Raw genomic sequence first — 12,704 nt, forward strand, 5'->3', positions numbered from 1 at the left:
CAGCCCCCTCAAACCGCAGTCCAAGCAGCCGTCAGGAGTGATGATGATTGATTTTGCTTTCGCACCGGCCTCCGCGGCCGATTTCGATGCCTTGCTGGCACTGCGTCTGCGGGCCTTGCGAGTGAGTCTGGAAGCACTGGGGCGTTACGACCCGGTGCGGGCCCGCCAGCGCTTTGCCGATCATTTCCAGCCGGAATACTGCCGTCACATCGTGGTGAATGGTCAGCGTGTCGGCTGTGTTTCGCTCAAACCAGCCGAAGATGGCCTGCTGATCGACCAGTTCTATCTGCAACCGGCCTGGCATGGCCGCGGACTGGGCAGCCAGGTATTGCAGGCCTTGCTGGCCGAAGCGGACCAGCAGGGCTTGCCGGTACAGGTGGAAGTGCTCAAGGGCAGCCGCGCCAATGGCTTTTACCAGCGCCAGGGCTTTGTGCTGCAAGCGGACGGACAGTATGACAATTATTACCAACGCCCGGCCTGCGTGACAGCCTGAGCCATTACGCCAGCACTAGATCTCAGCTCCCGGCCAGCAGCCGGGAGTCTTATCTGACATCTCCACCCAGGGTCTTGAACAGCGCCACCAGGTTTTCTGCCTGTGCCTGCCGGGACGCGAGCCAGGCTTCGCGCTGCTGCGCCACTTGCTGCTGCTGTAGCAGGACTTCGGTGTGCGCGGCTTCCCCCACCCGGAAACGCTGCTGTGCCAACCCCAGCTGCAACTCGGCCAGTTCCATCCCAGCCTGAACCGCCTGCTGGCGTTGTCCTTCTTGCTGATAGCGCAGCAAGGCGGTTTCGGTATCGGCCAGTGCCATCAGCACTTTTTGCCGATACGCCGCCAGCGCCGCATCCCGCGCCGCTTCACGTGCTGTCACCTGATTTTTCAGCCGCCCGCCGCTAAACAGGGGCAGGCTCAGTTGCGGGCCGACATTCCAGAAGCGGCTGGCGGCGGCAGTGAGACTGCCTGCGTGGATGGAGTCCCAGCCGCCACTGCCCACCAGCACCAGCCGCGGATATTGCTCGGCCACCGCCACACCGATATCGGCGGTGGCGGCTGCCAGTTCGCGCTCCGCCTGGCGGATATCCGGCCGCCGCCGCAACAGGTCGGCTGGCAGCCCCACCGGTGCCTGCGCCAGCGTAGCCGGTATTGGCCGTTCTCCAGCCAGCGTGGCCGCCAGCTGCGATTGCGGCTGATCCAGCAACACACTCAGCGCCGCCAAGGCTGCGCCCTGCGCCGTGCGCAAGGGCGGCAATGCCGCTTGCAGGCTGGCCACACTGCTGGCCGCCTGGTTCAACTCGCTGTCGGAAATCTCCCCGGCCTGGCGTTGCAGCGCGATCAAGCGCAGGTTTTCCCGTGCCGCCGCCAGCTGGGCTTGCAGATTGCGCTGGCGTGCCACCCAGCCACGGTAATCAATCACATTGCGCGCCACTTCCGCCGCCACTCTCAGCGCTACATCGGCCTGTTGTTCCTGCACGCTGTCCAGCCTTGCCGCTGCCGCTTCGCGGCTGCGCGCGGTATGGCCGAACAAGTCGATTTCCCAACTGGCATCCAGTTGCAGGCGCTGGTCGTTGAAACCGGTGCGCGGATTGGCAAACGGGATGTTGGCAAAATTTTCGCTATTGCGGCTGAACTGGTCGCGCCCGCTGCGCGCACCGGCATTCAGCTGCGGCCACAGCGCACTGTCCACCACCCCCAGGCTGGCCCGTGCCTGGCGCACGCGGGCATCGGCCTGGGCCAGGTCCGGGCTGGACTGCAAGGCCTGCTCTACCAGCTGGCTGAGTGCGGCGTCGTCAAACACCGTCCACCAGCGCTGCAACTGCGGCTGGCTGCTGCCTGCCTGGTACTGGTAATGCGCCGGCAAGGTGGTTTGCGGCGCGTGGTAATCCGGGCCGACAGCACAGGCGGTGAGTGCCAGCACCAGCAGGGGGAAAAAGATGCGGGATGACATCAGTGACTCCTCTGCAAGAACATCCGGTAGGCCAGCAGCAAGGTGCCGGTGGCAATGGCCAGCAGCGGCCACAGGTGTGGCCAGGCATCAACCAGACCATAACCCTTCAGGAAGATGCCCTTGACGATGACGATGAAGTGGCTGAGCGGGTCCACCGCGCTGACCATGCGCAGCGGCAGCGGCATGTTTTCCACCGGGGCCATGTAGCCGGACAGGATGACCGCGGGCGACATGAAGGCAAAGGAGCCGAGAAAGGCCTGCTGCTGATTGCTGCTGAGAGCGGAAATCAGCAGGCCGAAACCCACCAGCGACAGCCCATAGCACAACATGGACACAATCAGCAGCCCCACCGTGCCGCTGAACGGTACCCGGTAAACCCATACCGCAGCCGCCGCAATGATGCAGCCCTGCACCAGTGCCACCAGCATGCCGGGCAAGGCCTTGCCAGCCATGATGTAGGCCGGGGTCAGCGGCGACACCAGCAGTTGTTCGAAGGTGCCTTCCTCCCGCTCGCGCGCCAGCGACAGCGCCGTCACCATCAGGCAGCCAATGGTGGTGATAATGGCCACCAGGCTGGGTAGCACGAACCAGCGGTATTCCAGATTGGGGTTGTACAGGTTTTGCACCAGCAGCCGGGCCGGTGCGGCTTGCCGGCTGCGCTCGGCGGCGTACTGCTGCACGACTTGCAGCGCGTAACCGTAAGCAATCTGCGCGCTGTTGCTGCGTCGGCCATCAATGATGGCCTGCACCGTCACCCCCTGGCCGCTGGCCAGCCGGCGTGAAAAGTCCTGCGGCAGGCTGATGGCCAGCAAGGCCTGTTGCCGGTCTATCACCTGCTGCATGTCTTGCTGGCTGTGCAGCATCAGCACTTGCGGAAAGGCCTGGGTAGCAGCCAGCCGCTGCACCAGCTCGATGGAGGCAGCGCCGCCATCCTGGTTGAACACCGCCAGCGTGCTGTTTTTCACTTCCAGCGTGGCGGCAAACGGAAACAGCAGCAGTTGCAGCAGTACCGGGGCAATCAACAGGCGGCGGCTTTGCGGGGTGCGCAGCAGCGCCTGCATTTCCTTGCGGATGAGGGTAAACAGACGTTGCCACATCTCAGTTGCCATCCAGTCGGCGCGGTGTCCGCCAGGCGGTCAGCCCCAGCCAGAAGGCGGCGGACAGCAGCAGAAACAGCAGGTTGATCAGCAAGACCGGCCAGATTTCACCGGCTTGAAACAGCGTCTGCAAGGCACTGACAAAATAGCGCGCCGGAATCAGATAGGTCACCGCTTGTACTGCCAGCGGCATGCTGCGGATTTCAAACACAAAGCCAGACAGCATGATGGCAGGCAGAAATGCCGCGGTCAGCGCAAACTGGGCGGCGATGAACTGGTTGCGCGTGGTGGTGGACAGCAGCAGGCCCAGCCCCAGCGCGCTACCCAGAAACAGGCTGGTGACCACAAACAGCACCCACAGCGAGCCGCGCAGCGGCACGCCCATCACCAGCGTGGCCACCAGCACGCACATGGCCATGGCCGCCATGCCAAGCAGGTAGTAGGGGATGATCTTGGACAGCAGTAGCTCGGCCCGCGTCACCGGCGTGGACAGCAAGGCCTCCATGGTGCCGCGCTCCCACTCGCGTGCCACCACCAGCGAAGTAAGCAGCGCACCGATGATGGTCATGATCACCGAGATGGAACCGGGCACCAGGTAATTGCGGCTGACTGTAGTGGGGTTGAACCAGTAGCGCGGCTGCACAGTCAGCGTGGCGGCAGCGGGCTGCCCGCCCTGACGCTGGTTCAGCCACAGCTGGAATACCCCTTGCACATAGCTGGCGACAAAATTGGCGGTATTGGGCTCGGCCCCGTCGGTCAGCAACTGGATGGCGGCAGCGCCCTGACCCTGCCTGACCCTGGCGGAGAAATCGCTGCGCAGGATCACCACCCCGCGCACCTCGCCCATCTGCAATTGCTGACGCATGGCGGACTCGGAGGTGGACAGGCTGGCGGCAATAAAAGGCGAAGCTTGCAGCGTTTGCACAAAGCGGCTGGCTTCCACGCCACCATCCTGCTGCACGATGCCCAGGCGCACCCGGTTGGCATCCAGATTGATGCCGTAGCCGTAAATGAACAGCAGCAACACCGGCAGCACAAAGGCAATCAGGATGCTGCTGGGGTCGCGCACGATCTGGTAGCTTTCCTTGCGGCACAGCGCAGCAAGGCGGCGCAGGCTGATGCTCATGTGGCCTCCCGCAACTGGTCGTCACGCTGCACCAGCGCGATAAAGGCGTCTTCCATGCCGGGATCGGGCAGATCGGCATCTGCCGCCATGGCCTTGAGTTCATCCGGGGTGCCGCTGGCAATCATGCGGCCGCGATACACCAGGCCAATGCGGTCGCAATACTCGGCTTCGTCCATGAAATGGGTGGTCACCATCACCGTGACGCCCTTGTCCACCAGGCTGTTGATATGACTCCAGAATTCGCGGCGGCTGACCGGGTCCACCCCCGACGTCGGTTCATCCAGAAACAACAGCGGCGGCTGGTGCATCAGCGCGCAGGCCAGCGCCAGCCGCTGCTTGAAACCCAGTGGCAATTCACCGGCATTCATGGCGAGATATGGCTGCAAGCCAAATACCCGCACCATGTCGGCCACCGCCGCCCGCTGACGCGTACCGGACAGGCCGTAGATGCCAGAGAAAAACTCCAGGTTCTGCGCCACGCTCAGGTTGCTGTACAGGGCAAATTTCTGCGCCATATAGCCGATTTGCTGCCGCGCCTGACTGGCGGATTTTTTCAGGTCCAGCCCCATCACGCGCGCCTGGCCACTGCTCACCGGCAACAGGCCGCACATCATCTTGAAGGTGGTGGATTTTCCCGCACCATTGGGGCCAAGCAGGCCGAAGATTTCGCCACGGCGGATGCGGAAATCCACATGGTCGGTCGCGACGAAATCACCAAAACGGCGAGTGAGCTGTTCCGCCACGATGACGGCGTCGGCGTCCACCCCGTCAGGCAGCCGCGCTGGCGGCATGTGTTCGGCGAGCGGTGAATCGCCACCCGGCCCACCGCCCAGCAAATCGATGAAGGCATCTTCCAGCCGTGGTTTGACTGTCTGCAGGCTGGCGTGCGGCCCGGCATCCAGGCTGGTGAGATCCGGCAGCTCGCTTGCCGTGCGCAACACCAGCCGCACTGCATGGCCTTGCAAGGCACCGTCGATCACCTCTGTGCAACGCAGCGCACGGCGCAACACCTGACGACGATTGCCGGCAATGCCCTGCAACAGCAGGCTGCGGCCCTGCATGCTGTCCATCAGCGCCTGCGGACTGCCGCTGTATTGCAGGCGGCCTTCGTGCATCAGCAGTACTTCGCCGCACAGCTCGGCCTCGTCCAGATAAGAGGTGCTCCACAGCACCGCCATGCCGCCATCGGCCAGACTGCTGACCATGCGCCACAACTCGCGCCGTGAGATGGGGTCCACCCCGACACAGGGTTCGTCCAGCAACAGGATGCGCGGTGAACCGAGCAGGGTGCAGGCCAGGCCCAGTTTCTGTTTCATGCCGCCGGACAATTTGCCGGCCAGCCGCTCCGTAAAACGCGCCAGATCGGTAAAGGCCAGCAGACGCTGGAAGCTTTCCTCCCGCGCCGCGCCGGTCACGCCGCGCAGATCGGCATACAGGGTGAGGTTTTCCAGCACGGTGAGGTCTTCGTACAGGCCGAATTTTTGCGGCATATAGCCCAGTTGCAGGCGCAGTGCGTCACCCGCCGTCACCGGGTCCAGCCCTTCCACCTGCACGCTGCCGCTATCGGGCTTGAGCAAGCCGGCCATCAGCCGCAGCAGGGTGGTCTTGCCGGCACCATCCGGCCCCACCAGCCCGGTAATGATGCCACGGCGGATGTCCGCATCCAGCGCATGCAGGGCCGGGCGGCCGGCAAAGGCATGGCCCAGTGCACGCAGGCGGATGGCAATGTCCTCACTCACGGCCACAATCAGCCTGTTCCACCGTTACCGGCATCCCCTGGCGCAAGCCCGCATCCGGCTGGGAGATGATGACGCGCAGGCGGTAAACCTGGGCGGTGCGCAGATCAGCCGTTTCCACATTCTTGGGGGTGAACTCCGCCGTGGGCGAGACAAAACCCACGCGACCGGCATAGGGCTGGCTACGACCGTCGCGATACACCATCACCGCGCAGCCCGGCCCGAAATCGCCCAAACGCGGTTCCGCCACATAGGCCCGCACCCACACCGGCCGGGTGAGCGACAGGGTCAAGGTGCTGGCACCGGCTGCCAGCATGCTGCCCGGTTCCAGCACCCGGGTGAGGATGATGCCGTCCGACGGTGCGCTCAACACGGTATCGGCCAGTTGCAGCTTTGCGCTGGCCAGCTGGGCTTCGGCACGTTTCACATTGGCGTCAACTTCGGCCACTTCCTGCGGCCGGTAGCCCTTGCTCAGTGCCTGGTATTGCTGTTGCGCGGCCTGATACTGCGCTTGTGCCTGCTCACGGGCAGAGCGGGCGGCATCCAGCGCCTTGACTGCCGCGGCACCGCTACCGGCCAGTTCCTGTTGCCGTTGCCAGGCGGCATTGGCATCGGTCAGCACCGCCTGGCGGGCAGCCAGCGTGGCGCGGGCCTGCGCCACATCTTCCGCCCGATAACCCAGATGCATCAGCGATTGCCGGGCCTTGAGCGCCAACAGCGCCGCTTCGGCATCGGCCAGAGCATTGCGTTGCGGGGCATCGTCCAGCCGGGCCAGTATTTGCCCGGCCTTCACTGTTGCACCTTCATCCACCAGCACTTGCTGCAAGCGGCCACCCACGCGGAAGGACAGGTTCACCTCGCGGATATCCACATTGCCGGACAGCCTCAGCGCATCCGCGCCTTGACCCTTTTGCCCGTACCAGATGCCAGCGGCCAGCAGTCCCAACAGCAGCATGCCCACGACAACGCGCTTTTTGTTCATTACGCCAGCTCCCTGGCACTGAGGCCTTTCAGGGCCCAGTGCAATCTTTGCTGCACATGTTCCGCTTCCAGCGCATAGCTGGCCAAACCCTGCTCCAGCAGTGTGGGCAGGATGTGCTTGCCGCTGCTTAATTGTTGCAAGAGCACCGGAAAACCCAATGCCGACATCAAGAACATCAGCTGGTGCAAGGGTGGTGCCTGACACAGCTGACCGGCCTGTTGCGCCTCGCTCAGGCATTGCATTAACAACTGTGGATGTCGCGGCGCCAGATTGCGGATGAATTCCACCGCCGCCACCTCGCCCGAGCCCGCGTCCAGCAACAACTGGCTGATCACCCCGCCCTCGGCTTTGGCAAAAGCCAGCAGCTGCAACAACATGGCCGACAGACGGCTCAAGGGCGCGCCCTGCTGTTGCAGGCTGTCCTGTAATTGCTGGTAAAGGGGCGCGTACCACAGCTCCAGCAGCGTGCTGACAAATTGCTGTCGGTTGCCAAAATGGTAGACAAAACCACCGGGATTCACCCCGGCCTGTTGACAAATACCCCGTACGGTCAACTGGCGCAGGCCATGCTGACGCAAGTGCTGCAAGCCATGATGCAGCAGCAAGGCACGGGTGGGATGAGGGTTGGCTTCGCGATTCATGCTGCCAATTTATACATGCGTATAAAAATGGCAAAGCAATATTCAGCAATGATTGATGCAGGACAGGAAATGGCTAACCTGGCGTGGCGGGCAGGCAACAGGGCCCATGACTGGGCCGCTGTATCAGGCTGGCAGATGCGCCTGCAGTAACTGGACAATACGCTGACTGGCACCACGGTGCGCTGCCGTAAACGCCAGCGCGGCGCTGTGCATCTGCTGACGACGGGCTTCATCCTGCAACAGGCCCAGCGCCTGCTGTACCAGGGCCGCAGCATCTGCCACTTGCCAGGCAGCGCCTGCCTCCAGCGCCAATTCACTGGCCTGGGCAAAGTTGAACATGGACGGGCCGAACAACACCGGCAGGCCGAGGCTGGCCGGTTCGATCAGGTTCTGCCCACCCAAGGGGAGCAGGCTGCCACCGACAAATGCCACATCGGCACAGCCATAGTAGGCAAATAGCTCGCCCATGCTGTCGCCCAGCCACACGCTGGTGTGGGCTGCCAGCACTTGCTGGTCGCTACGCCGTTGCACGGCAAAGCCCATGTCCTGTGCCAGTGCGGCCACGCTGTCAAATCGTTCCGGGTGACGCGGCACCAGCACCAGCAAGGTATTGCCGACATCCGCCTGCTGCCAGGCTTGCAGGATCAGCTGTTCCTCGCCATCGCGCGTACTGGCGCAAATGAATACCGGACGGCTGCCAATACGCTGGCGAAACTGCGCTGCCAGTTCGGCCATGGCAGCGGGCGGGGTGAAATCGTACTTGGTATTGCCACAGACCTGCGGTGAAACAGCGCCCAATTGCTGCAAACGTTCGGCATCTTGCCGGCTTTGCGCAGCAATGGCCGTCAAATCACGCAAGGCTGGGCCAATCAGGCCCTGAATGCGGCGATAGCCGCGCAGCGATTTTTCCGACAGCCGCGCATTGGCCAGAAATACCGGCACGCCTTGCTGGCTCGCGGCATGCAACAGATTGGGCCACAGCTCGGTTTCCATCAGCACGCCAAAGCGTGGCTGCCAGACAGCCAGAAAATCGCGCACCGCGCCCGGATAGTCGTAAGGCAGGTAACGCACTTCGGCATCGGGGTAGAGCTGGCAGGCGGTATCGCGCCCGGTAGGGGTCATCTGGGTCAGCAGCAGCGGCGCGTCCGGCCAGCGCTGGCGAATGGCCTGGATCAAGGGCAGGGCGGCGCGGGTTTCACCCACCGATACCGCATGAATCCAGATCGCACCAGCGGCCTGCGGCTGGCGTGCCTGGCCGAAACGCTCGTCCCAATGTTGCAGATAGGCCGGTGCCTTGCGTGCGCGTTTTTTCAGATAACGGCGAATCAGCGGCGTGGCAGCCCACCACAGCAAGGAATACAGCCCACGCCGCCAGTTCATGCCATGTCCTTGCGGGCGAGCAAGGCCTGGTACACCGCATCCACGGTCGGGCATTGACCGATATTGCCCAGATTGGTGGCCCATGGGGTTTCCACCACCCCGGTCTTGTCGGGGTTGGTATCGGTGTAGATGGCCACCAGCGGCACATTCAGGGCATTGGCCAGATGAGACAGGCCGGTATCCACGCCGATGACAGCGCGGGCATGGCCCAGCAAGCCACAGGCTTCAATCAGATTCATGCGTGGCGCCACCACAGCCTGTGGCATGGCGGCGGCCAGCCGCTCGGCACGTTGCTGTTCGGCGGCATTGCCCCAGGGGATGATCAGCTGCAGGCCATGTTGTGCTACCAGCTGTTCACCCAGCGCAATCCAGTGATGTTCCGGCCACTCCTTGGATGCACGGCTGGTGGCATGCAGCAGCACGGCGTATTCGCCTTGCGGCAACCAGTCTGGCCGGGCCGCTGCGGGTACGCCAAAACACGGGCTGCCTGCTGGCTGGTAACCAAACACCTTGGCCAGCAACAAGCGGCAGCGCTCGACCGCAGACAACGACCAATCGACACGGTGGGTCTTGTCATACAGCAGGCAGGCCAGCGGTTCACGAATGCTGTGCCGGTCGTAGCCGGCCAATGGGCCACGGCTGAGCTTGGCCGGAATGGCACTCTTCAACAGGCCCTGGCAATCCACCACCAGATCCCACTGTGTGGCTTGCAGCTGCTGATAAACCGCCTTCATTTCAGCCCGGGTAGCTGCCGAGAACAGACTCTTGCGCCAGCGACGCCATGCCATGGGAATAACCTGCTGCACCGCCGGGTGCAAACGCGGGATGTCGGCAAAGTTTTCTTCGGCCAGCCAGCTGATGCGAAGGTTGGGGTAGTGCGTTTTCAGCTCGGTAATGGCAGGCCAGGTGTGGATAAGGTCGCCCATCGACGAGGTACGCACGATCAGTACGTTCATCATGGCGCGCATTGTAACCGAAGCTTGCACAAAACCGTTGTGATTAAACAGGCTGAATCCACAGGAAAGTATTGTGGATAAACCCCTGTGAATAAAAACAGGCTGATTTATCCACAATCAGCCACCTGCCCGTCCGCCTGATTAATCCCAGTGCCATCAACAAGGCAAACTACTGACATCACATGGGTTTTTCAGGGTTATCAACAGAAACACTCTCCTCTCATTAGTCTCTTCATAATAAAATTCGGTTTAAGATAAACAAGGGAAGCAGCACAAAAATGCCTGCTCACAGGGTGGCATGGGCATAGGGCTGACAGCATGTGGATAAACCTGGTTTTCAGTCTGGACGACAAGTTATCCACAAATCGTCATGGACAGCACAATGCGCTGTTCAACACCTTTTGCAGTAGGCTAAACCATTGAACAAACTGGTAAAAACAAGGTTATCCACAACAAATGACCTTCTTCTACCAGTTTCTTCCATATACATATGGGAATAACAAGAAAAGATGCGAGAGCCGCTCAGCGTTGTACTCATCACCAAAAATGCAGCTGCACAACTGGAAAAAACCCTGGCCAGCGTGCAATGGGCAGACGAAATCGTGGTGGTGGATTCAGGCAGTACCGACGAAACCGTGGCGATAGCTTCTGCCTATAAGGCAAAAGTTATCCACCAGGATTGGCTGGGATTCGGTCCGCAGAAGCAATTTGCCGTACAGGCAGCAAGCCATGACTGGGTATTGTGTCTGGATGCAGATGAATGGCCATCAGCAGAATTGACCAATAAAATCAAGCGGATACTTAACAATCCACAGGCAGCTGCCTATCGCTTTGCACGTAGCAACCGCTTTATGGGTCGTTTTCTGAAGCATGGTGAAGGCTACCCGGACTGGAGCTTGCGGCTGTTTGACCGACGCCAGGCACGCTGGTCGGATGATGTGGTGCATGAGTACGTACAGTGCGCCGGCGCTGTGGAAAAACTGTCTGGCGACCTGATGCATGAATCGGGCGAAGACATTGCGCTCTACCTGACCAAGCAGAACCGCTACACCAGTTTGCAAGCCGAAATGCTGTATAAGCGCGGGAAAAAGGCGGGATGGAGCAAGCTGGTGTTCAGCCCGCTGTTGCGCTTTACCAAGTTTTACCTGGTACGCCGTGGTTTTCTGGATGGTTTGCCCGGACTTGTCCACATCAGCATTGGTTGCTTCAACAGCTATATCAAATACGCCAAGCTCAACGAACTGCACCGGCTGGGAAAAAAAGACTGAATCGTGGCTAATTCCTGGCTGTCGCAGTAGCAAACGTGTTGCAACCAGTGTGAAACCAGCTTCACATGGGCCGTGATTGGACAACAACACGGTTTTAAGCCGTTCTGAGCGTTCTGACCAACGCTGACTGCTGAAAAGCACTGCAAGCCGGTAAACGCCGTTTCTGGCCGCTTAAAGCAGGGTTTTGCATGAGGCGGGACAGCGATGAGGGGAAATGAACATGGAAATTCGTACGGCACAGCCGGCAGATGTGGCTGCATTACGCCAATTGATCATGACTCACGGGCCGAATGACTGGAACTACCTGCCGCCAGACGGGGTGGAGCAGACACTGTCCGGCCTGGCCAGCGGCACTGTGCAAGGCTTGCTGGCAGAAGAACAAGGGCAGCTGCTGGCGGTGATGCTGTTTGACCGTTCTGATGCCTACCCGGCGCATCGTCCGGCGGACATCGCTGCCGGTGAGGCTGCTTTTCTGATTGAAGCAGTGGTAAGCCGTGATGCGGCAGGACAAGGCCTGGGCAGCCGTTTGCTGCTGAAGGTGTGTGAGATATTGAAACAGCAAGGTTGTCGCTGGCTGTGTGCGGACAGGCATCAGCAAAATGCCGGCTCGGCCGGCATGATGCAGAAGGCGGATTTACAGGAGCTAGAGAGTTTTGCCGACCCGGAACGGCGCTGGAGCGGCTCGCGCATGAGCACGGTGTGCGGCAGGTGTTTGTAAGCTGCCTGCGCCATGTGGTGAGCCCTGCTCAGTACAACTTGCAGTTGATGCCGAGTACCGCTTGCCAGCCTGCGCTATGGCTGGCTTGCTGATCTGCCATCCAGCGTGAACCTGCCCCCACATCCATCGACCAGCGCCGGTTGAACGGGTGGTTCAGCATCAGTAGCAGATTGCTTTGTTCCAGATGCCAACCGCCGCCTTTTGCCTGATGTCCCAGGCTTAGGGCGCGCTGGCTATTGGCCAGGCTGGCCCAGCCCAGCAGGCTGATGCGCTGGTTGCGCCAGTTGCCCAGGGTGAGATCCAGATTCATCAGCAGCATCTTGCCCGGACTGGCGCTACCCAGCCGGTCGGCATAGCCGATGGAAACCGAGCCATCCTGCGGCAGATCCACGCCATAACGCAGCACACCCATCCAGTGGCTGGAATTGGCCCCCAGTTCCCACTGGCTTTCATTGGCGGCGGCCAGCGTCATGAATCCGCCCGGCGCGGGCAGGCCCAGCCCGGCTTCACCTTGTTGCACGAACAGGCTGCCGTAGGCGGTATCGTGGCGGAGCGACAGCGAGGGTTGCAGCTTGCTGCCAGTGCCGGAATCCGTCTGGTACAGATTGCCGTCCAGGCTCAGCGTCATGCTGTGTACGGGTTCGTCGGCAAATGCCGACTGGCAGCAAAGCAGGGCGGGCAACAACATCAACACGGCAGGGCAACGCATGCAGACTCCGGGGTGGAAAAAACACGATGAAAAGTGCTCAGAGCATACGCCCCAGACCGTGTGCTGCAAACCGCAGGACATGTCATGGCAAAGGAATACACTGCTGGACAATGCCGAATGACATGGCAGCATGACTGCATGCAGCCGA

The 12,704-nt window shown here is 61.4% G+C and carries 12 protein-coding genes; 3 read left to right on the forward strand and 9 right to left on the reverse strand.

The annotated features are described in order from the left end of the window. Positions 1–43: 43 nt before the first annotated feature. Complete coding sequence (locus HWX34_RS07425; RefSeq protein WP_218645100.1) at positions 44–493, forward strand: GNAT family N-acetyltransferase; 450 nt, start codon at positions 44–46, stop codon at positions 491–493. A gap of 49 nt (positions 494–542) precedes the next feature. On the opposite strand, the gene HWX34_RS07430 is transcribed toward HWX34_RS07425, so the two are convergent. The 8 genes from HWX34_RS07430 to waaC all read right to left on the reverse strand — a co-directional run bounded on the left by HWX34_RS07430 (position 543) and on the right by waaC (position 9,861). Next, a complete protein-coding gene (locus tag HWX34_RS07430; protein WP_178971648.1) occupies positions 543–1,943 on the reverse strand; it encodes an efflux transporter outer membrane subunit in 1,401 nt (466 codons plus the stop codon). Beyond that, entirely contained in the window at positions 1,943–3,040 is a 1,098-nt protein-coding gene (locus HWX34_RS07435; protein WP_178971649.1) for an ABC transporter permease, read from the reverse strand. Before HWX34_RS07435 ends, HWX34_RS07430 begins: the two co-directional genes overlap by 1 nt. 1 nt (position 3,041) lies before the next feature. Beyond that, positions 3,042–4,166 carry an ABC transporter permease gene (locus HWX34_RS07440; RefSeq protein WP_178971650.1) on the reverse strand — a complete coding sequence of 375 codons (1,125 nt, stop codon included), beginning with the start codon at positions 4,164–4,166 and terminating at the stop codon, positions 3,042–3,044. Continuing rightward, on the reverse strand, positions 4,163–5,905 hold the full coding sequence (locus HWX34_RS07445) for an ATP-binding cassette domain-containing protein (protein ID WP_178971651.1): 1,743 nt from the start codon (positions 5,903–5,905) through the stop codon (positions 4,163–4,165). Before HWX34_RS07445 ends, HWX34_RS07440 begins: the two co-directional genes overlap by 4 nt. After that, entirely contained in the window at positions 5,898–6,884 is a 987-nt protein-coding gene (hlyD, locus tag HWX34_RS07450) for a secretion protein HlyD (protein ID WP_178971652.1), read from the reverse strand. The genes HWX34_RS07445 and hlyD overlap by 8 nt, the downstream gene beginning before the upstream one ends. Beyond that, positions 6,884–7,525 (reverse strand): TetR/AcrR family transcriptional regulator, encoded by a 642-nt coding sequence (locus HWX34_RS07455; protein ID WP_178971653.1) that lies wholly within the window; start codon positions 7,523–7,525, stop codon positions 6,884–6,886. The genes hlyD and HWX34_RS07455 overlap by 1 nt, the downstream gene beginning before the upstream one ends. Positions 7,526–7,648: 123 nt before the next feature. Beyond that, positions 7,649–8,905 carry a lipid IV(A) 3-deoxy-D-manno-octulosonic acid transferase gene (gene waaA / locus HWX34_RS07460; protein ID WP_178971654.1) on the reverse strand — a complete coding sequence of 419 codons (1,257 nt, stop codon included), beginning with the start codon at positions 8,903–8,905 and terminating at the stop codon, positions 7,649–7,651. After that, positions 8,902–9,861 (reverse strand): lipopolysaccharide heptosyltransferase I, encoded by a 960-nt coding sequence (waaC, locus tag HWX34_RS07465; protein ID WP_178971786.1) that lies wholly within the window; start codon positions 9,859–9,861, stop codon positions 8,902–8,904. The genes waaA and waaC overlap by 4 nt, the downstream gene beginning before the upstream one ends. Positions 9,862–10,370: 509 nt before the next feature. Here waaC and HWX34_RS07470 point away from each other — a divergent pair. Further along, positions 10,371–11,129 (forward strand): glycosyltransferase family 2 protein, encoded by a 759-nt coding sequence (locus tag HWX34_RS07470; RefSeq protein WP_178971655.1) that lies wholly within the window; start codon positions 10,371–10,373, stop codon positions 11,127–11,129. 220 nt (positions 11,130–11,349) lie between these two features. Beyond that, positions 11,350–11,847, forward strand: coding sequence for a GNAT family N-acetyltransferase (locus HWX34_RS07475; protein WP_178971656.1), 498 nt, complete (start codon positions 11,350–11,352; stop codon positions 11,845–11,847). 28 nt (positions 11,848–11,875) lie between these two features. Here HWX34_RS07475 and HWX34_RS07480 read toward each other — a convergent pair whose 3' ends face one another. Further along, positions 11,876–12,556, reverse strand: coding sequence for a hypothetical protein (locus HWX34_RS07480; RefSeq protein ID WP_178971657.1), 681 nt, complete (start codon positions 12,554–12,556; stop codon positions 11,876–11,878). Between the last annotated feature and the right edge of the window lie 148 nt (positions 12,557–12,704).

The sequence above is a fragment of the Aquitalea sp. LB_tupeE genome (assembly GCF_013391415.1).
Taxonomy (GTDB): Bacteria; Pseudomonadota; Gammaproteobacteria; order Burkholderiales; family Chromobacteriaceae; genus Aquitalea.